The 20,698-nt window shown below is 55.7% G+C and carries 18 protein-coding genes; 4 read left to right on the top strand and 14 right to left on the bottom strand.

Annotated features, from left to right (window positions below; all coding sequences use genetic code 11):
* Positions 1-18 precede the first annotated feature (18 nt).
* From recC to rppH, 9 genes are all read right to left on the bottom strand, one after another.
* Entirely contained in the window at positions 19-3,393 is a 3,375-nt protein-coding gene (gene recC / locus SK51_RS08855; protein WP_023306850.1) for an exodeoxyribonuclease V subunit gamma, read from the bottom strand.
* A gap of 12 nt (positions 3,394-3,405) precedes the next feature.
* Positions 3,406-3,729, bottom strand: a complete 324-nt coding sequence (locus SK51_RS08850; protein ID WP_023298509.1) for a prepilin-type N-terminal cleavage/methylation domain-containing protein — start codon at positions 3,727-3,729, stop codon at positions 3,406-3,408.
* The gene (locus tag SK51_RS08845) at positions 3,714-4,112 is read right to left on the bottom strand and encodes a DUF2509 family protein (protein ID WP_032626037.1); all 399 of its coding nucleotides are present in this window, start codon (positions 4,110-4,112) and stop codon (positions 3,714-3,716) included. The genes SK51_RS08850 and SK51_RS08845 overlap by 16 nt, the downstream gene beginning before the upstream one ends.
* Positions 4,109-4,669, bottom strand: a complete 561-nt coding sequence (locus tag SK51_RS08840) for a prepilin peptidase-dependent protein (RefSeq protein ID WP_032676486.1) — start codon at positions 4,667-4,669, stop codon at positions 4,109-4,111. Before SK51_RS08840 ends, SK51_RS08845 begins: the two co-directional genes overlap by 4 nt.
* Positions 4,660-5,124 (bottom strand): prepilin peptidase-dependent protein, encoded by a 465-nt coding sequence (locus SK51_RS24065; RefSeq protein WP_023306853.1) that lies wholly within the window; start codon positions 5,122-5,124, stop codon positions 4,660-4,662. The genes SK51_RS08840 and SK51_RS24065 overlap by 10 nt, the downstream gene beginning before the upstream one ends.
* Before the next feature lie 184 nt (positions 5,125-5,308).
* Positions 5,309-6,103 (bottom strand): thymidylate synthase, encoded by a 795-nt coding sequence (gene thyA, locus SK51_RS08830; RefSeq protein ID WP_006811817.1) that lies wholly within the window; start codon positions 6,101-6,103, stop codon positions 5,309-5,311.
* A gap of 6 nt (positions 6,104-6,109) precedes the next feature.
* Entirely contained in the window at positions 6,110-6,985 is an 876-nt protein-coding gene (gene lgt, locus SK51_RS08825) for a prolipoprotein diacylglyceryl transferase (RefSeq protein WP_022649236.1), read from the bottom strand.
* 227 nt (positions 6,986-7,212) lie between these two features.
* Positions 7,213-9,459 carry a phosphoenolpyruvate--protein phosphotransferase gene (gene ptsP / locus SK51_RS08820; RefSeq protein WP_048206649.1) on the bottom strand — a complete coding sequence of 749 codons (2,247 nt, stop codon included), beginning with the start codon at positions 9,457-9,459 and terminating at the stop codon, positions 7,213-7,215.
* 12 nt (positions 9,460-9,471) lie between these two features.
* Positions 9,472-10,002, bottom strand: coding sequence for an RNA pyrophosphohydrolase (gene rppH, locus SK51_RS08815; RefSeq protein ID WP_032622373.1), 531 nt, complete (start codon positions 10,000-10,002; stop codon positions 9,472-9,474).
* A 684-nt stretch (positions 10,003-10,686) separates the two neighbouring features.
* On the opposite strand from rppH, the gene mutH reads away from it, so the two are divergent.
* The 3 genes from mutH to SK51_RS08800 all read left to right on the top strand — a co-directional run bounded on the left by mutH (position 10,687) and on the right by SK51_RS08800 (position 12,899).
* Positions 10,687-11,379 (top strand): DNA mismatch repair endonuclease MutH, encoded by a 693-nt coding sequence (gene mutH / locus SK51_RS08810; RefSeq protein WP_023306855.1) that lies wholly within the window; start codon positions 10,687-10,689, stop codon positions 11,377-11,379.
* A gap of 128 nt (positions 11,380-11,507) precedes the next feature.
* On the top strand, positions 11,508-11,726 hold the full coding sequence (locus tag SK51_RS08805; protein ID WP_003862794.1) for a YgdI/YgdR family lipoprotein: 219 nt from the start codon (positions 11,508-11,510) through the stop codon (positions 11,724-11,726).
* A 132-nt stretch (positions 11,727-11,858) separates the two neighbouring features.
* Positions 11,859-12,899 carry an NADP(H)-dependent aldo-keto reductase gene (locus SK51_RS08800; RefSeq protein ID WP_023306856.1) on the top strand — a complete coding sequence of 347 codons (1,041 nt, stop codon included), beginning with the start codon at positions 11,859-11,861 and terminating at the stop codon, positions 12,897-12,899.
* Between the two features lie 105 nt (positions 12,900-13,004).
* Here SK51_RS08800 and lplT read toward each other — a convergent pair whose 3' ends face one another.
* Together lplT and aas are read right to left on the bottom strand one after the other, a co-directional pair.
* A complete protein-coding gene (gene lplT / locus SK51_RS08795) occupies positions 13,005-14,198 on the bottom strand; it encodes a lysophospholipid transporter LplT (protein ID WP_022649240.1) in 1,194 nt (397 codons plus the stop codon).
* Positions 14,191-16,350: a bifunctional acyl-ACP--phospholipid O-acyltransferase/long-chain-fatty-acid--ACP ligase gene (gene aas / locus SK51_RS08790; RefSeq protein ID WP_023306857.1), complete on the bottom strand. Its 2,160-nt coding sequence runs from the start codon at positions 16,348-16,350 to the stop codon at positions 14,191-14,193. Before aas ends, lplT begins: the two co-directional genes overlap by 8 nt.
* 617 nt (positions 16,351-16,967) lie before the next feature.
* On the opposite strand from aas, the gene galR reads away from it, so the two are divergent.
* On the top strand, positions 16,968-17,990 hold the full coding sequence (gene galR, locus SK51_RS08785) for an HTH-type transcriptional regulator GalR (RefSeq protein ID WP_003862806.1): 1,023 nt from the start codon (positions 16,968-16,970) through the stop codon (positions 17,988-17,990).
* Here galR and SK51_RS08780 read toward each other — a convergent pair.
* From SK51_RS08780 to SK51_RS08770, 3 genes are all read right to left on the bottom strand, one after another.
* Complete coding sequence (locus SK51_RS08780; protein WP_023306858.1) at positions 17,945-18,421, bottom strand: GNAT family N-acetyltransferase; 477 nt, start codon at positions 18,419-18,421, stop codon at positions 17,945-17,947. The genes galR and SK51_RS08780 overlap by 46 nt on opposite strands.
* A complete protein-coding gene (locus SK51_RS08775) occupies positions 18,418-19,191 on the bottom strand; it encodes a GntR family transcriptional regulator (protein ID WP_022649243.1) in 774 nt (257 codons plus the stop codon). The genes SK51_RS08780 and SK51_RS08775 overlap by 4 nt, the downstream gene beginning before the upstream one ends.
* A gap of 78 nt (positions 19,192-19,269) precedes the next feature.
* Entirely contained in the window at positions 19,270-20,697 is a 1,428-nt protein-coding gene (locus SK51_RS08770; RefSeq protein WP_023298517.1) for a glycoside hydrolase family 1 protein, read from the bottom strand.
* Between the last annotated feature and the right edge of the window lies 1 nt (position 20,698).

Raw genomic sequence — 20,698 nt, 5'->3', positions numbered from 1 at the left:
GCAATTTTTATACAGCACTCAGGACTGCTTAAATTTGAACAACGGTAACAGGTAGCGTTGCGCCTCTTCCGTGATAATGTCGAAATATTCTGGCTCCAGCGTTCGCCATAAACGTTGATACCAGACATCGTCGCCCTCGCCACGTACCATCATGTTCCCTTCGTAGGCCTGCAAAAACTTGCTGCGCGCTTTCTGGAGCGAAGCCTCATCCGTTAACATGGCATCATTCTGCGCGTCGTAACAGGCTTTTATCCATGCCCCCCCACTTTCAGGCAGCAAAAGCAGAGGCTTGTTCATGCCCTGACGATAACCTTCAATATAAAGCGACAGATACGTCAACGCCTGCTCAGGCTCCATCGGCGGGAAGCGCCACTCGCCGTCCTTACGTACAAACAACCGGCTTTCGCCTTCGTGACCACTCGCACTGTAGACAAGATGTTCGAGCCAGAGTTGCAGGCCATGTGAAACGCTGAGCATAGATGGGCGCCAGCGTAGCAGCCCGTCAGACTGCACGTGCGTGAGCCAGCCGCTGAGGTGCATACCGTTACAATCGAGATCAATTTCAATGCTGCTCGCCGGTTGCCGACACGCGATAACCCGGTCAGCAAGCGCTTGCATCTCCTCACACTGGGCATCCCAGACGATTTCGCCGAACGCACCATACGGCAGTAATCCCGACGCCCTGTAACGTCGGAACAGTTTACTGGCGTCTTCTTCGTCAACCAGCGCATTCAAAAGCTGGGAATTAAGCTTAAAACGCTCCAGTCCATCAAGAATAAACGGTTCCGCATCAGGGATTTCGCTCTCTTCCGAGCGGAAGTTCACCTGCAAGCGTTGCTGGAAAAAAGCCCGAACCGGATGGGCCCAAAAGCGCTGCAGCTGCTCAAACGTAAGGGTGTCTATGGCGCGCGGTTCGAGCGCCTGAATGAAATCGGTTTGCGGTGTGCCCGCGTTCTTCGCAGCGGGAAGCCACTCGCGGGCGTAGCTTTGCAGTTCATCAGGAACGTAATTAACAGGATCAAACGGCATACGGCTATGGTGACAGGTAATATGCGCTTTCACCCGACGTTCGCTCTCGTCGCAGTTACAGGCCTCATCGCCCGGCAGATAGTGACTCTGCCCGATGTAGTCCACCAGCTCCTGCAGCAGCACGGACGGGAAACGCTCGCTGTTGTCCTGAATTGAACGGCCGATATAGCTGATATAAAGCCTGCTTTGCGCAGACATCAGCGCCTCAAGGAAGAGATAACGGTCATCATCGCGGCGGCTGCGGTCGCCCCGCTTCGGCTGTGCGCTCATGAGATCAAAGCCCAGGGGTGGCAGCGCACGTGGATAAATACCGTCGTTCATGCCAAGCAGACAGACTACTTTGAACGGGATTGAACGCATCGGCATCAGGGTGCAGATATTCACCGGCCCAGCAAGGAAGCGCTGGCTGATGCGCTCCTGATCGAGACGTTGCGTCAGCTCATCACGCAGAAGCGAAAGGGGAACCGCCTCGTGATAGTGCGAATTAACCCCCTCATCAACGATGGCCTGCCACTGCTTCTCGATAAGCGCCATGGCGGCTTCCGTTTCGCTGTCCGGCAGGAAGAAGTCATTTAGCATTTCGCGGCAAATCGGCAGCCACTCTTCGAGTGGACGGGGCTGCATCAATGCACGGCGCCAGCGGTTGAGCTGCATCAGCAGCGAGGCTAAGTGACCAACCAGTTCCGCAATTAACCCACTGGACTCATCGTACGGCAGCACGTCATTCCATTCGCCGTGGATGCTCTCCATCGCATACCCCAGCAGCATACGCGTCAGGCCAAACTGCCAGGTATGCTGGCCAGTCGCGGGCAGCTCAAACTCCTGGACGTTATCATCGTCGATTCCCCAGCGGACGCCGGATTCGTTGACCCACTGGCGCAGGTAGCGCAAGCCCTCTTCGTTAATGCTGAAGCGTGCGGCCAGAACAGGCACATCCAGTAATGCCAGCACATCCTCAGAGATAAACCGGCTATCAGGCAGCGAAAGCAGGCTGATAAAGGCCTGTAGCGCCGGGTGTGACTGACGAGCACGGCGGTCAGAGATCGCGTAGGGAAGATAGCGGTCGCCCGTTGCGCTGCCAAATACAGCCTGAATAAACGGGCTGTAGCTGTCGATATCCGCCACCATCACCACGATATCGCGGGGTGTCAGGGTTGGGTCGCCCTGCAACATAGCCAACAGGCGGTCATGAAGAATTTCAACTTCACGCTGTGGGCTGTGGCAAACGTGGATCGCGATACTGCGATCGTCAGGATCCAGTTTTCGCTTCTTATCGCTTCGCGCAAACTCCTCGGCAGTGATCCCGGCCAAGGCACGGTTTTCTAAATCCAGAATATCAAGCTGAATATTGTGCAGCAGGCTGTCCGGCGTAATATCCGCAAACGCGTCCACGTCCCCCTCTCCCGAGGAGGTGATATCTGAAAGCAGATAAATATAGTCGCGCCCCAGCTTGCCCCACGAGGCAAGTAGCGGGTTCGGCAGGTTCTGAATCCCCTCTTCATCGAAAAGCTGCGCCGCGTTTTCACTGTCTTTAAACAGCGGCACGGCGCGTTCCTCAAATAGGCGTTTACGCTGGCGGGTGACCAGCCGTGAAAGCCAGCGCGGATCCTGAATATCTCCCCAATAGTGCCGACATGGGTTGGTAAAGAGGATATGGATATCAATGTGCTTACCGAGCGCTTTTAGCGCGTTCAGGTAGACAGGCGGCAACGCGGAGATACCGCAAATGAACACGCGTGACGGCAAACGGGCTGGCCGTTCTGCAGCGTTCTCGAGTATTGAGATAAAGCGATCGTACAAGTTAGCACGGTGCCATTTAGGCTGACCGAGCTGCCCGGTATGCTCGACCAGCGCTTTCCAGAGCGGCGCCTGCCAGATTTGCGCTTCCGGTAACCCATCGACTAATTCTCCCGCTTCCCAGCGAATCAGCCATTCTGCGCGGTAAACCAGATACTGGTCATAGAGGTCAGCAGTGCGTGAGGCCAGCTGAAAAAGTTTGCGCTTGTCGGTGTCGTCATTCAGATAGTGGCGCAGCATGGCGAACTCATCATGCGCCAGCATGTCCGGCAGCAGCGTCATCAGTTTCCAGGCCATGCTTTGTTTGTTGAAGGCACTCTGCTCAGGAATATCCGGCAGGACGCGTACAAACATCTCCCAGATAAAGCTCGCGGGCAGCGGAAAATCGATATTCGCCGCAATGCCAAACTTCTGCGAAAGGGACATTTGTAGCCACTGCGCCATACCGGTGCTCTGCACCAGCACCATTTCTGGCTCAAACGGATCGTCAAGACGCTCTTGCTCAACGATATACTCCATCAGTGCTTCCAGCACATCCAGACGATTTGAGTGGTAAACCCTTAGCATAAACGCTCCCGACTAGCGGCTAACCGGGCAATGCAGACGCGTCAACGCGCCCTGCCGCCCCAGAGGAGAAATAAGTGTGACCGTGATGCTGACACATCCGGACTGTGTTGTCTGCCCCCGACTGACCTGCCAGCCCGGCGGGAGCGTTAATGTTGAGATCTGCGACTGATTCCACGCATGATGCCATAGCTGGCGATACTGGCTAAGCGCCGCATACCGGGCTGCCAGCGCGCGATGATATCCGGATAACGCCGTCACAACTACAACCAGCAACATCATTGCCAGCAAAACCTCAACCATGCTAAATCCTTTTTGTCTGCTCAGGGTAACTGACATAGCGCACTTTCCTTAAGGGGGCAGAAGTCGCTCCAGCCGTGGGCAGAAAAGCGTATTTGTCCTTCCGCGATATCCCCGCCTCGCCATAGCAACAGATCGTCATTTCCGGCAATAAGCAAAACACGCTCCTCAAACAGCCTTACACAGACCCGCAGACCTTGTGTCTGCTTGCACTGAACCTCTGGCTGTAAAGCCCAGTCCTGAACGCGTCCCCACTCCAGTGCAGATTGCAAGGCAGCCTGCTGGCGAACAGACAAACTCTCGCCATTCACCAACGTACTAAAGGTTTGCAACTGCTGGTTTAACCCGGTGAGGATCAGCGTGCCGAGCACCAGCAATAGCAAGACCAGCGCCAGCGATGACATGCCCCGCTGACGATTCACAGATTAAACCCCGTTACGGTGTGGCGAGCCGAAAAGGGTGCAGTCAGTTCACCTTTGCGGCGGGCACGCAGCTCGATACTGATGACCGGCGCAAAGCCAGCACGATCGGTTTTAGTGACCATAAACTGCTCTATCAGGACCCGATCCGGGTCAGTGAGCTTATCCAATCCCTTACCTTCACAGGATGTCGCGCCCCGCAGCGTTTCGAGCGTTCCGGACTCAAGCCGGAATCCCGTGCTGTCATTTTCTGACGCGGTGCTAGCCCACTGGCCGTTGCTGTTTGCATCCCATTGCACAATTGCACATCGCCCTTGCCTGCCGATAATTAACCCTTGCCCCTGACAATGCCCTGCACAGTATCCTGCTCGCTGGAGCTGTTTACCCATCGCAAGCAGGCGTTGCCACACCTCATCTTCCAGCTCCCGTTGCCCGGATTGCAGTAAAACACCCCGCTGTAGCCCCGGTAAAAAACGTGACGTGCTGAGTAACAGAATACTGCTTATCGTCATCGCAATCAGGACCTCCAGAAGGGAGAACCCTTTTTGTTTTACTGGCATAGACTTTCTCCTGCGGCATTACACAGCCTGATACGTCCGCCATTTGAGACAATAACCCACCACGCACCGGCGCGGCTCTGCACGCGAATATGTCCGGCCCATGCGGTATCCCTTAAGCCGTAAAATCCCAGCCCCGGTGTTATGTCGCTTATTGTGACCCCGGGCCACATCGGCTTCATCACGTACGGGCTGCCGCTGTCACAACCTGCAGCCGCTGAACTCACCAGACAGTCCCTTTCACCGTCTTTATGCAGCGCGATCCTGTGCTCGCTGTTGTGACGATTTGCGTCGTTTCGCAAGAACGCCAGGTAATCCCGCACCTGACAGGCTATCTGCCAGAGCCGCTGCCGCTGTTGCCAGCTGTCCCAGCCATAAAGACCCGTCGCGCTGAGGATCACAACCAGCGAGATGGCGAAAAGGGTTTCGATAAGCGTAAAGCCATGTTCGTTTTTCATGGCGGGAGTGTGGCGGAATGGCAGAAAAGGCGCGAGCGTTAAACCAGAACATTACGAGCCGCTTTCCGGAGATTTTCACCCGTTGCAACGCGTTACATCGTCTCTGGAAACAGGCTCGAAGAACAAAACGAGCGCGAAAAAAAACCGGCGCTAAAGAGCACCGGTTATGTCAGGATTCGCCGTATCAGATGGCGACAGGGGCTTTGATGCCAGGATGCGGGTCGTAGCCTTCAATCTCGAAGTCATCAAAACGGTAATCGAAGATCGAGTCCGGTTTGCGTTTGATCACAAGCTTCGGCAATGCACGCGGTTCGCGCGTCAGCTGGAGATGCGTCTGTTCCATATGATTGCTGTAGAGGTGGGTATCACCGCCCGTCCAGACAAAATCGCCCACTTCAAGATCGCACTGCTGCGCCATCATGTGCACTAACAGCGCGTAGCTGGCGATGTTAAACGGCAGGCCGAGGAACACGTCGCAGGAGCGTTGATACAGCTGGCAGGAGAGTTTGCCGTCCGCCACGTAGAACTGGAAAAACGCGTGGCAAGGCGCCAGCGCCATTTTATCCAGTTCACCCACGTTCCAGGCAGAAACAATGATACGGCGCGAGTCCGGGTCATTTTTCAGCTGGTTCATGACGGTCGTGATCTGGTCGATATGGCGGCCGTCCGGGGTAGGCCACGCGCGCCATTGCTTGCCGTAAACCGGCCCCAGGTCGCCGTTCTCATCTGCCCACTCGTCCCAGATGGAGACATTGTTTTCATGCAGATAAGCAACGTTGGTATCGCCTTGCAGGAACCAGAGCAGTTCATGAATGATCGAGCGCAGATGGCAGCGCTTCGTCGTCACCAGAGGGAAGCCTTCTTGCAGATTGAAGCGCATCTGGTGGCCAAAAATGGAGAGCGTACCGGTGCCGGTGCGGTCGTTTTTCGGCGTGCCCTCGTCGAGCACTTTTTTCATCAATTCAAGATACTGTTTCATGATTCCTCAGGAAAGTTGTTGCTGTGGACGACGACGATACGCCCAAATCATCATAATGGCACCCGCGACAATCATCGGAATGGAGAGGATCTGCCCCATGCTGATGTACTGTACCCACTCGCCGGTAAACTGTGCATCCGGCTGGCGGAAGAACTCGACGATGATACGAAACGCGCCGTAGCCAATCAGGAACAGACCAGATACTGCCCCCATTGGGCGCGGTTTGCGGATATACAGATTCAGGATGATAAACAGCACCACACCTTCCAGCGCCAGCTCATAAAGCTGAGACATATGACGCGGCAGAACGCCGTAGGTATCGAAAATGGACTGCCACTCAGGATGCGAAGGCAGCAGCGCGATATCCTCTGCGCGGGAGCCCGGGAACAGCATGGTAAACGGCACGCTCGGATCGACACGCCCCCAGAGTTCACCGTTGATGAAGTTGCCCAGACGCCCTGCACCCAGCCCAAACGGGATTAATGGCGCAATAAAATCAGCCACCTGGAAGAAGTTACGTTTGGTGCGTTTGGCGAAGATCACCATCACGAGGATCACACCAATCAGTCCGCCGTGGAAGGACATGCCGCCGTCCCAGACGCGGAACAGATAGAGCGGGTCGTTCAGGAATACCGGGAAGTTGTAGAACAGAACATAGCCGATGCGCCCGCCCAGGAATACGCCAAGAAAGCCAGCATAAAGCAGGTTTTCCACTTCGTTCTTCGTCCAGCCGCTGCCCGGACGACTGGCGCGACGACCAGCAAGCCACATGGCAAAGACGAAGCCCACCAGGTACATCAGTCCGTACCAATGAAGCGCTACAGGTCCTATTGAGAAAATAACCGGATCGAATTCCGGAAAATGCAGATAACCACTGTTCATCTGTCACCACAAGATGTTGTTATTCCGCTGAAAGTGGACAGCGGCTGAATTGCATTCCCGCCGTTGGCAGGTGCTCCAAAGTTGCGAATCATAGCATAAGGCAGGCGCGGAGGATGCGCCTGAGATGTAAAAGATGTGTATAGGGTTTTATGCGCGCTGTTCCCCCTCACCCCATACTCTTCCTCAAGGGAGAGGGGGACGTCCGAGCAGTCATTATTTTGTGGGGATCAGCGGCCGCCGCGGATCAAACCGCCCATGCCGCGTCGCTCCATAAACGCCGCCACCTGATGGCGCACTTCGGCTGCCAGCTGTGCCTCCAGGCTTCGCGCGGCCAGCTCATGCGCCTCATCTTGTTCGATGTGACGTAACAGGTATTTCACACGCGCAACGGAACGTCCGTTCATTGACAGGTGACGGAAACCGAGGCCAATCAGGATCGCCACGCACATCGGATCGCCGGCCATTTCACCGCACAGGCGCAGGTCGATATTATGCTGCTCGGCTTCGCGGGCGATCATCGCCAGGGCACGAAGCATCGCCGGATGCAGGCTGTCGTAGATACTGGCCACGCGCGTATTGTTGCGATCGACCGCCAGAATGTATTGCGTTAAGTCGTTGGTGCCAACGGAGATAAAATCAACGCGGGTCGCCAGCTGCGGTAACATAAAGACCATCGAAGGCACTTCCAGCATCACGCCAATACGGGGTTTAGGGATCGCGTAGCCGATCATCTCTTCCACTTCGCGCCCTGCACGTTCAATCAACCGCCGCGCTTCGTCGATCTCGTCAATACTGGTGACCATCGGCAGCAAAATGCTGAGATTCCCCGTGGCCGCGTTGGCACGCAGCATCGCACGAACCTGGATAAGGAAAATTTCCGGCTGATCGAGGGTAATGCGGATCCCACGCCAGCCGAGGCAGGGATTCTCTTCACTGATGGGCATATAGGGCAGTTGCTTATCCGCGCCGACGTCGAGGGTGCGCAACGTGACGGGTTTGTCGTTAAACATCTGCAACATGCCCTGATACTGCGCAACCTGCTCCTCTTCTGACGGGAAGCCGCTTTGCAGCATGAACGGTATTTCGGTGCGGTAGAGACCAATGCCATCGATGCGGCTGCCGAGCTTCTCTTCATGCTCGGGGCTTAACCCCGCGTTGAGCATCACCTTCACCCGCTCACCGCTCTTGAGCTGCGCGGGCAGGTTGACGTCATCTTCCGCCAGCTTGCTTAATTCATTCTCTTCGCTGATAAGACGCTGGTACTCCTGAAGGAGAACCGGCTCAGGATCCACCAGCAACTCACCGCGATATCCGTCCACCACCAGCGTGCGGCGATGCAGTACGGAGGGCTGAATATCCGCCCCCATCACGGTCGGAATACCGAGCGCACGCACCATAATGGCGGCATGAGAGTTAGCTGCGCCATCGCGCACCACCACGCCCGCCAGCCTGTCCTGCGGTAATTCCGCCAGCGTCGTCGCCGAGAGTTCATCGGCCACCAGCACAAACCGGTTCGGCCAGGCATTCGCCCCCTGAATAGTATCATCGAGGTGGAACAGCAGACGTTGCCCAAGCGCGCGTAAATCGCCGGCGCGCTCTTTCAGATAGCCGTCAGTCAGTACCGCAAACTGCTCGGCAAATTTTTCAATGACCTTTTTAACCGCCCACTCTGCCACCGACCCCTTATCGACCTCGGCAAATAACTCACGACGCAAACGCGCATCGGAAAGCAGGTGTGAGTAGAGATCGAAAATGGCCGCCGTCTCTTTTTGCGCGCCAGCGGCAAAGCGTTTGCTGTAGCGACGAAACTCATTCGCCGCCTCTTCCAGCGCAGCGGTGAGCCGTTCGCGCTCAAGCGCCTCATCCAGCGTAGAGGCTTCGTAGACCTGCTCCATCAGCGGGAGCGTGGCATCCATCCAGCCTTCGGCAATAGCGACCCCCGGCGAGGCCGGAAGCGCGCGAATACGCGTATGACGATACTGACCAAAAAGGGCTGTCAGTTGGGACTGAGAGAGGATCGCCGCCATCTGCGTTGCCAGCGTGACGAGGAAGGACTCCTCGCTTTCATCGTACTGGCGCAGCTCGCGCTGCTGAACAACAAGCACGCCAAGCAGCTGGCGGCGCTGAATAATCGGTACGCCAAGAAACGCGCGGAAACGCTCTTCTTTGACGGAAGGGATATATTTGAAGCTGGGGTGTTTTTGCGCATCGGCAAGGTTGATTGGCTCCGCCAGTCGCCCGACCAGGCCAACAATACCTTCATCAAACGCGAGCGTGACGGTACGTCCCCGTGGTTTTTTTAAACCGCGGGTTGCCATAAGGTAGTAGCAACGTCGGTCATGGTCGGCCAGGTAGACCGAACAGACCTCGGTTTCCATCGCAAGACAGATGTCCGTCACCAGAATATTCATCGCCTCGTTGAGGCGAGGCGCACTGGCGACCTTTTCAACTATTTCTCGCAAGCGGGTGAGCATGATTTGCGTAGCTTAACCTCTTTTACGTCGCCAGGCAGGTGCGCTCTGTGGCTTCGGAGTCGTCTCCTGAAGCTGCATCACGACACTTGCGAACTCTTTCATCACCCTACGGTATACATCGCGCTTGAATGACACGACCTGACGAACCGGATACCAGTAGCTTACCCAGCGCCAGCCATCAAACTCTGGCGTGCTGCTGGTTTGCATATTGATATCTGAATCGTTGCCCACCAACTGCAAAAGAAACCACTTCTGTTTCTGGCCGATACAAACCGGCTTTGTGTCCCAACGCACCAAACGTTTCGGTAACTTGTAACGCAACCAGTTGCGGGTCGAAGCCAGGATGCGAACATCTTTTCGGCTTAAACCAACCTCTTCAAACAGCTCCCGGTACATCGCTTGTTCTGGGGACTCTCCAGGATTGATCCCGCCTTGCGGGAACTGCCAGGAGTGCTGACCATATCGCCGGGCCCACATCACCTGGCCCTGACGATTACAAATTACTATTCCTACGTTTGGGCGGTAGCCATCGTCATCAATCACCGGACTACCCCAAACTAAATCTGATATATGAATGATTGTTTCACACTACAGGGAGGCGGTAAACCACTCTCTTACAGGCCTGCAACCTAATAACATTTGAATAACTCACAATTTTGTGAGGAGTTATAAACAGATGAGGGCGACTGAGACCATTTTTATTCACCTTTTCTGTGGATATAGTTGTGAAGAAGTATGGAATTACCGATGAACAACCTTGTGGCCCGGCGAATCGAAAATTTTCATAACTTAATATAAATTATTTAAATTCATCTAGTTAAAAGTAAATTTAGGGTATCAAAGGCGATTAACGTGACGATCGTCACATCAAAGATCTTCCTGGTGATGAAAGATCGAACAGCGTCGGTTTTATCCACAGATTGTGCCAATAAGTTAGGCACAATTTGTGTGAAAATTCGATTTTCATCGCACGTCAAGGCTGTAAATTGAAACAGTAGTGGCGGTTATTCGCAGTTATCCCATTTTTCTGTGGATAACATGGTGTAAGATCCTGTTTATTGTCAGTGACCAGAATTGCACAACCTGTTTTTTAGCCATGGCGCGACGGGATACATTCCTAAAAAACATAATATAAATCATCCACATGGAATATATACTCAGAAAAAAGTAAACTCTATCCACAAGGGATAAAATATCAGTTCATTTTTTAACCAAAAGGTTGTCGGCATGCATTCTCTCGCCCCACTGCTCTCTCCTCCCGTCAGTGAAGCCCAGTTGCTCCAGCAGGCACACCGTCTGGCAGGCTATGCACTGGGCGAGCTGGCCGTGATGGCGGGGTTGACGATACCCAACGATCTGAAGCGCGATAAAGGCTGGATCGGCGTGTTGCTTGAACGTTGGCTGGGCGCAAGCGCGGGCAGTAAACCCGAGCAAGATTTTGCGGCGCTGGGGGTGGAACTGAAGACGATCCCCATTGATAGCCTGGGGCGGCCACTGGAAACTACCTTTGTCTGCGTTGCGCCGCTAACGGGTAATAGCGGAGTGACATGGGAAACCAGCCACGTCAGGCATAAGCTGAAGCGGGTGTTGTGGGTACCCGTTGAGGGTGACAGGCAGATCCCGCTGGCAGAGCGTCGCGTTGGCGCCCCGCTGCTCTGGAGCCCGGATGAAGAAGAAGAGAGACAGCTTTCCCAGGACTGGGAAGAGCTGATGGACATGATTGTGCTGGGACAGGTTGAGCAGATCACCGCCCGGCATGGCGAAGTGCTGCAACTCCGTCCCAAAGCCGCCAACAGCAAAGCGCTCACTGAAGCGGTAGGTGCACAGGGCGAACCGATCCTGACGCTGCCGCGCGGCTTCTATCTTAAAAAGAATTTCACCGGTGCACTGCTGGCACGACACTTCCTGTTGAAAACATAGTTTTTTACCAATTTTGCGCTCCGGCTAACATAATCTCCTCCTTTTTAAGATTTCCCCCCTTTCACCTGTCGTAATATCAGGTTATTACTACACTATGATTTGATACGAGCCAGGTGAGGATGAGAACGATGAAAAAATGGGCAGTAATTATCTCAGCAGTCGGTTTAGCGTTTGCGGTATCGGGTTGTAGCAGCGACTATGTCATGTCAACGAAAGATGGTCGTATGATCCTGACCGATGGCAAACCCGAAGTCGACGACGATACCGGTCTGGTGAGTTACCGCGATCGCGAAGGCAATCAAATGCAAATTAATCGCGACGAAGTCTCCCAGATCATCGAGCGTTAAACAGATAAAGGTCAGTAGCTTGCTGGCCTTTTTGATTTTTTCCTTCCCCTTTTGCCTTCCCTCTGCCATGTTTATATTCCTTTGTCGGGAGGTTCCTGACGCGGTCTGTATGTCTAAAAAAGGAAACCGGCTATGCATTATCACCGTATCCCCCATAGCGCTCTGGAGATCAGCCAGCTGGGGTTAGGCACCATGACATTTGGTGAACAAAACAGCGAAGCCGATGCCCATGCACAACTCGATTACGCCGTCAGCCAGGGCATTAACCTGATTGACGTGGCGGAGATGTACCCAGTTCCTCCCCGCCCGGAAACTCAAGGTCTTACCGAAACGTATGTCGGCAACTGGCTGGCGAAACGCGGCAATCGCGAAAAGCTGGTCATCGCTTCTAAGGTTAGCGGCCCTTCCCGTAATAACGATGCCGGGATCCGCCCTAACCAGATCCTCGATCGCAAGAATATCCGTGCTGCGCTGGATGCCAGCCTCAAGCGCCTGCAAACCGACTATCTCGATCTTTATCAGGTGCACTGGCCGCAGCGTCCGACGAACTGCTTCGGTAAGCTTGGCTACACCTGGAACGAGAGTGCTCCGGCCGTCACCCTGCTGGAAACACTGGAGGCGCTTACGGAATGCCAGCGCGCGGGTAAGATCCGCTACATCGGCGTTTCCAACGAGACGGCGTTTGGCGTAATGCGCTATCTGCATCTGGCCGATAAACACGACCTGCCGCGGATCGTGACCATCCAGAATCCGTACAGCCTGCTGAACCGCAGTTATGAAGTGGGTCTCGCGGAAGTGACGCAGTACGAAGAGGTGGAGCTGCTCGCCTACTCTTGCCTGGGCTTCGGAACCCTGACGGGCAAATACCTGAACGGCGCGAAACCGGCTGGCGCGCGTAACACGCTTTTCAGCCGCTTCACCCGCTATAGCGGCGAGCAGACACAAAAAGCCGTGGCGGCCTATGTGGATATCGCGAAGCGTCACGGACTCGATTCGGCGCAGATGGCGCTGGCCTTCGTGCGTCGTCAGCCGTTTGTGGCAAGTACCCTGCTCGGCGCAACGACAATGGATCAGTTAAAAACCAATATTGAGAGTTTCCACCTGAACCTGAGTGAAGAGGTCTTAGCGGAGATTGAAGCGGTGCATCAGGTTTATACTTACCCGGCACCTTAAGTTGACGATTTGCCCGGTGGCGGCGTTGCCTTACCGGGCCTACAAAATCCGCCAACATCACGAAACGTAGGCCGGGTCAGGCGGAGCCGCCACCCGGCAAAGATATCACCGCCGACGCTGCCAGACCCACAGCCCGGTAATCGCCAGCGCAAACAGTGCGCCAAACCCCACCCCGATTGCCACAACCGGCGCACCTGCTTTTACCGCCAGCGAGTAAATCCCCAGCATCAGCAGCATCGCCATGTTTTCGCCAAGGTTTTGCACCGCAATGGCGTTGCCAGCCCCGACGGTCTGCTTGCCGCGCTCCTGCAAAAGCGCGTTGAGCGGCACCACAAAGAAACCGCCTAATACGCCGATCAGTAACAACAGGGCATAGGCTGGCAATATGGCATGTTGCAGGGAGAAGAACAGAACGCCGACGCCGATCAGGATCCCTGCAGGCATGCAGCGCGCAACGGTTTCAAGCGTTACCAGTTTGGCCGCAGCCCCGGCCCCGACCACAATCCCGACGGCGACCATGGCATTCAGGTAGGTCGGCGTGGCGTTGTCTGTTATACCCAGCGCCACCGGCACCCACAGCACCAGCAGGAAACGCAGCGTAACGCCGGCCCCCCAGAACATGCTGGTGCCCATCAGCGAGAAGCGTGTTTCACCGTTACGCCACAGTACGCGGCAGGCGTTGAAGAAGCTGCCGGTCATTGGCCCGAAGCGCCAGGATTGTCCCGGACGCGCCACGGCCAGTTTGGGGATAAACAGGTTGGCGATCACCGCGCCACCGTACATCAGGGCACAGATGCCAAGCGCGGCGAGTACATGCCAGTCTGCCAGTACACCTCCCGCCACCGAACCCAGGAGAATAGCCGCAATGGTGGAGGACTCCATCAGGCCGTTGGCCTTCACCAGCTTATCGCCGGTGGTGAGCTCACCCAGAATGCCGTACTTCGCCGGGGAGTAAGCTGCCGCGCCAATGCCCACCAGCGTGTAGCCGACAAACGGGTTGATACCAAAGCAGATGCTTGCCGCGCCCAGAAGCTTAAGGCTGTTGGCAAACATCATGACCCGACCTTTCGGGAAGCTGTCTGCCACCTGGCCGACAAACGGCGCAAATACAATGTAAGCACCCACAAACACCATCTGTAGGATCGGCTGGCTCCAGTCGGGATAAAACTCAGCTTTCAGCAACGCCAGCGTAGCAAACAGCAACGCGTTATCGCCGAACGCGGAAAGAAACTGGGCGGCGATAACCGCCATCATGCCTTTCGACCAGATTGAAGTGTTAGTGTGTACTGACTCACGCATTATGCTGTTCTGCCTCTTCAACCATGCCCTTCAGGGTCACAAAATCGGGTTTACCGCTGCCCAGCACCGGTAACTGTTTGAGGTAACGAATATCGCGGGGGACCGCCAGCTCGGGGATACCATGTTCGCGCGCATACCTGAGAAGCGCATCACGCTTCAGTTCACCGTCAGTAGTAAAGAGCACCAGCGCCTCGCCTTTACTGGCATCACTTTTCACCACGGTCGCATGCATTTTCTCCGCCGAGACTGCGGTCGCCAGCGTCTCGACCATTTCAAGAGAGACCATTTCCCCGGCGATCTTGGCGAAGCGTTTTGCACGTCCCTGGATCTGCACGAAGCCCTGATTGTCGAAGCGCACGATATCGCCCGTGTCGTACCAGCCCGTTTCAACCTCGCCATTGACGTTCTCGGCCGTCTGCGCCTCAAGCACGCCCGGGTTTTCCACACGCAGATAGCCGTTCATGACGTTCGGCCCTTTCAGCTGAAGACGTCCGCCGTCTTCAATACCCGGCACCGCCAGCAGACGCGCGTCCAGCCCCGGCAGAATACGGCCAACCGTTCCCGGTTTTGCCGCCATCGGAACGTTGATGGAGACCACCGGCGCGCACTCCGTCACGCCATAGCCTTCCAGAATCCGCAGGCCAAACTTGTCCTGCCAGATCTGGCGCGTACTGTCCTGGAGTTTTTCCGCCCCCGCCACCACGTAGCGCACGCGGAAGAAATCATACGGGTTGGCGAAGCGCGCGTAGTTTCCGAGGAAGGTGGACGTCCCGAACAGCACCGTGCAGTTACGGTCATAAACCAGCTCCGGCACAATGCGGTAGTGCAGCGGGCTTGGGTAGAGGAACACCTCGGCACCGGTCAGCAGCGGCGTAAAGAGACCCACGGTCAAACCAAATGAGTGGAACAGCGGCAGCGCCGACATAAAGCGATCGTTGGCGGTAAAATCAGCGATGGTTTTAATCTGTTCGACGTTTGCCAGAATGCTTTTGTGGCTATGAACCACACCTTTCGGGTTGCCTTCAGAGCCGGAGGTAAAGAGGATAATGGCATCATCCTCCGGCTGCTGCTTAACCTGCGCCAGACGCGGCATCAGCAGGTGCGCGAAAATCCACAGCTTGTCGGCGGTCGTGACGTCTGCTTTCAGATCTTCCAGGAACACCCAGCGCACCTGCGTCAGCTGTTCCGGCAGGTGCCACAGCTTGCCTTTGTCCAGGAACTGGCGGGAGGTAAAGATGGTGTTGATTTGTGCTGCGGTAATCGCGCTGGAGAGCCCTTTCACGCCCGCCGTGTAGTTCATCATCGCCGGAATGCGGCCCCGGGAGACGGCACCAAAGATCACCGCCGCGCTGATACCCGCGTTTGGCAGCATCAGGCCGATCTTTTCGCCCTGTTTGCTGTACTTTTCCAGGATACGCCCGACAAACAGCGTTTTGGTCAACAGCTTACGGTAGGTATCCGGCGTAAAGTTGATGTCTTCGATGCAGTTTTTCTTCGCACCGTAGCGATACTGCGCCGACAGCAACGATTCATACAGCGTTTCGCGCGGGCGAACGGCCATGCGCGCTTCCATCATAATCTGGTGCAGCATTTCCCCGGCGATTTTACGGCGGTCGCGCGCGCGCGGCGCCTCGGGCATCGGCAGTGACGTCGGCGGTAATATATGCAGCGTAATTTTCGGGAACAGACGCTGCTTCACCAGCCCTTTCAGACGGCTGAAAAAGGTCAGCTCAGCCCCGTCGATGCGTAGCGGCACGACGGTGGCCTGAGACTTCGCCGCGACAAAACCGGCGCCGTCGTAAATTTTCATCAGGGAGCCCGTCACTGAAATCCGCCCTTCCGGGAAGATAACCACCGGACGCCCCTGCCCAATCAGACGCACCAGATGTTTAATCATCATCGGTTTGGTAGGGTCGAGCGGGACAAAATCAATCAGCGGCCTGAGCCAGCGCATGTACCATTTTTCACTGATGGAGCTGTACACCGCAAAGACGGGCCGCACGGGCAAAAAAAGCGCCAGCAATACGCCATCAAGAAAAGAGACGTGATTCGGTGTGATAAGAACACGCTCGCCATAGAGTGCCTGCGTATCGCCAGTCACGCGAATGCGAAACAGGACACGAAACAGTGTGCGGAAGAACCCAAAAAGCATTTCAACTCCCTTTGCCAGCCAGTGTGAAAGGTATAAATGGTGGCAGATTACACGAGAAGTAGTGAGGGAGCGATAGCAAAAACAGAGGCGAAAAAAAACCTGCGCATCCGCGCAGGTTGGTGCAAGTGAAGAGTACGAAAACGTACCAGGAATTCTCACCAATCAATACCTCTGGGATCTTGATTGTGGCCTCCGGCGACAGGCTTCGCCAGCAGGAAAACGCAAGGGAATGAGCCGAAGTGCAACCAGGTGTGAATAATCTCTTTTGCTGTTACAGGTTGAACTTACAGGCAAAAAAAAACCTGCGTAAAACGCAGGTTGGTGTAAATCGTGTTAATCAACCGAAGTTGATTCCACCTATCAATACCTCTGGGATCTCGACTCTAGCAATTCACAACGCATCGTTGCCAACGGACAATCGCAACAGCCTGAGGCAAAGTGTAACTAAAGGTTCAGATTGACATTATTCAGACATGACTGGCCGTGTAACGATTACACCGCGAGGGATGTTCTGCTTCACGTTTGCAGAGGACGCTCACCCGCTCCCCTTGAATGCGCGCCGCTTTTCCGCAACACTAGTTAGTGTGTAAACGCTTACCCCTATAAGAAGGTATTGAATGGCGACAATTAAGGATGTGGCTCGTCTGGCCGGTGTTTCCGTCGCGACCGTCTCCCGCGTGATCAACAACTCCCCTAAAGCGAGTGATGCATCACGCCAGGCCGTGCAGGACGCCATGGAAAACCTGAATTATCACCCTAACGCCAACGCACGCGCCCTTGCCCAACAGTCGACAGAAACCATCGGGCTTGTGGTCGGGGATGTATCCGATCCGTTTTTCGGTGCGATGGTCAAAGCCGTAGAACAAGTTTCTTATCACACCGGTAATTTCCTGCTGATTGGTAATGGCTACCACAATGAACAGAAAGAACGCCAGGCCATTGAGCAGTTGATCCGTCATCGCTGTGCGGCGCTGGTGGTCCATGCCAAAATGATCCCCGACGCCGAGCTGATCCATCTGATGAAACAGATGCCGGGGATGGTGATTATCAACCGTATTATTCCCGGATTTGAAACCCGCTGTGTGGCGCTCGACGACCGTTACGGCGCATGGCTCGCAACCCGTCACCTGATCCAGCAGGGCCATACCCGAATTGGTTATCTGTGCTCCAACCACCCAATTTCCGATGCGGAAGATCGCCTTCAGGGCTATTACGACGCGCTGCGCGAAGCCGGTTTGCCGTGCAACGATCGTCTTGTGGCGTACGGAGAACCGGATGAGAGTGGCGGCGAGCAGGCGATGACCGAGCTGCTGGGCCGCGGGCGGAATTTCACCGCCGTAGCCAGCTATAACGACTCCATGGCCGCCGGCGCGATGGGCGTGCTGAATGATAACGGGATTGACGTCCCGGCAGAAATTTCGCTGATTGGCTTTGATGATGTGCTGGTGTCGCGCTACGTGCGCCCTCGCCTGACCACCGTGCGCTACCCGATTGTGACCATGGCAACGCAGGCGGCAGAACTGGCGTTAGCGCTGGCCGAGCATCGCCCGCCACCGGAAATTACCCACCTGTTCAGCCCAACCTTAGTGCGCCGTCACTCGGTGGTATCGCCCGCGGAAGCCGTGAGTGAACAGCGATAGAGATGGACGGTTTTATCCGGGTATTCCAGCGCATCACCGATGTAGTGCCAGCCGTAACGTTCGTAGAAGTCGCGGCAGGCAGACCAGAGATGAAGCTCGTGATACCCGGCGCGTCGCGCGTAGCCGATAACATGCTGCTGAAGTTTTCCCGCCAGCCCGTTTCCCCGCGCGGCTTCATCGACATACAGCGCAGCCAGCCAGGGATGAAGATCCTGCCGGGAAATTAAATCGCAACGCCACAACCCAACGGTGCCCAGCAGCTGGTCATCCTCAACGGCAATAAAGGTGAGCGGTAACTCGCCTGGCGTCAGGCTGTGCTCGACAATGCTCTGGAAAAAGGCACGCGGCATACCTTCACCAAACGCGTTCCAGATCCAGTCGATCACCTGCTGTGTAAACTGCGGCGCAGCGTGAAGCGGCAGTATATTCACACCAGCTTCCCCTGGAAAAGAGGGACCGATTCGAAGAGATAGCCGTCAAAATCGGGCGCGTCTTCGTCTGACAGCTCGAGCAGGCTCTTTTTGACGTTTTCAAGGTGCTGGAACATCGCCTGCCACGCCCCCATCACGTCGCGGCGGCGGAGCGCAGCGAGAATGGTTTGCCTGTCTCCGAGCCACTTCAGGCGCCAGGCGCGGCTGGCGATATGGCCATTGAACTGCTGCCACAGCGGACTGCTGTCCATGTGATGCCAGACGCTCTCAACCGTCGCCAGCAGCATCTGGTTTTGTGTGGCCCCAGCCAGCACCAGGTGGAACATTTTGTTGTTGTCCTGGCTGCGATCGTCGACGGCAATCGCCCGTTGCTCTTGCTCGATAATGCGGCGCAGGTTGTCGATGTCCGCCCGTGTCGCCATTTTTGCGGCAAAGGCAGCGATGTTGCTTTCAAGCAGTTGACGCGCCTGGAGAATTTCAAACGGCCCAACGTCACTGTTCAGAAAACGCTCTTCCTCGTTTTCATGCTCTTCCGGAATGCGCATCACGTACACGCCAGACCCCTGGCGAATATCCACCGTCCCCTGAAGCTCAAGCATCAGCAGCGCCTCGCGCACGATAGTGCGGCTGACGCCATACGTCTCGGCGATGTTGCGCTCCGGCGGCAGACGCGATCCCACGGGATAATGCCCCTGGATAATCTGCGCCCGTAAATCCTCGCCAATTTCCTGGTACTGTTTTTTTTCCGGCAGGATGACAGCCTTATCCACGTTTTCACCTGTGTTTTTCAGTTAATGCGCGGGCCGGACGTCCCCCCGGCCAGTTTGTGCGCTATTTTACCAGAAGGCTTACTTCCATTCATCGTCTACCCTGAGCGTCAGCACACGCTCATCGCGCAGCTGGCGGAACCAGGACGCTGATTTCTTTGCCCGCCGTGCGCGTTGATTTTCAAGGTCGATCTCAATCAGCCCGTAGCGGTTTTTAAACGCGTTCATCGGGGAGACATTGTCGGTGAAGGCCCACAGCATATAACCGTGACAGTTCGCCCCCGCCTCCCGCGCCAGCAGCGTGTAGTAGAGATGTTCGCTGATAAACGCGATGCGGTACGTGTCGTCAATGACGCCGTCACGATTGCGATACTGCGCTTCGTTCTCCACGCCCATCCCGCTTTCCGCCACAAACCAGTCAATGTTGCGATAGTCGTTTTTAATCCGCATCGCCATGTCGTAAATAATGCGCGGAAAGATCTCCCAGCCGCGGGAGGTGTTCATTCGCCGTCCGGGCAGCTCAAACGGCTCGTAGTAGTACGCCGGATGGAACGGCGTCTCCGGGTGCCAGGCGCGGGACGGGGCTTTGACGCGATGCGGGTAATAGAGGTTAATGCCCAGCTCATCGACGGTGTTGTCGGCAATCAGCGCCAGCTCGTCAGCCGTGTAGTCCCACTGCACCTGATGCTGCGCCAGCAGGGTAAAGAGCGCCTGCGGATAGCGCCCGTGCACCAGCGGGTCGAGAAAGACGCGGTTGTAGAACAGATCGTACATCTCTGCCGCTCGCACGTCATGCGGCGCGCGGGAGCGCGGATAGGTCACTTCCGGGTTAAGAATACAGCCCACCGTGCCGTCATACCCTTTCTCGCGAAACAGCTTCACCACTTTCGCCGTCGCCAGCACCTTATGGTGGTTCCACTGCATCCAGGTGCTGGTGCTCTGCTCATAGGGCCAGCGCAGCGCGTCAAGGTAGACGCGCGTCTGGACCACAATCGGTTCGTTGAAGGTAAACCAGCGGGTGACTTTGCCGTGAAAGCGCTCAAATACCTTTTCCGCATAGCGAACGAACAGCTCGACGACGTGCTTTGACGCCCAGCCGCCGTAGGTCTCCAGCAGCACGCCCGGCAATTCGTAGTGTTCCAGGCAGATCATCGGCTCAATGCCCTGACGGTGCATTTCATCGAACAGCGCGTCGTAATACGCGGCGTACTCTTCATCTACCGTCGCATTTTCATAGTCGGTTAAAAAGCGCGACCAGTTGATCGAAGTGCGATAGTGCGTCAGTCCCGCCTGCTTCATCAGCGCTACATCTTCGCGGAAGCGATTGATAAAGTCGGTTGCCACCGCCGGACCATAGCCGTTATGCCAGACGTGACGATCGTTCATGTACCAGAGATCGATCCACGAATCCTGCCCCGGCTTTTTGCCGCTCCAGCCCTCGGTCTGCCAGGCCGATGCCGCCGCGCCCAGAATAAAATCTTGCGGTATGGCTATCTGTTTTGTGCTCATC

The sequence above is a fragment of the Enterobacter sp. MGH85 genome (assembly GCF_001037655.1).
Lineage (GTDB): Bacteria > Pseudomonadota > Gammaproteobacteria > Enterobacterales > Enterobacteriaceae > Enterobacter > Enterobacter intestinihominis.
Note: the sequence above shows the minus strand (reverse complement) of the source record. Positions and strands in the feature narration are given on the sequence as shown.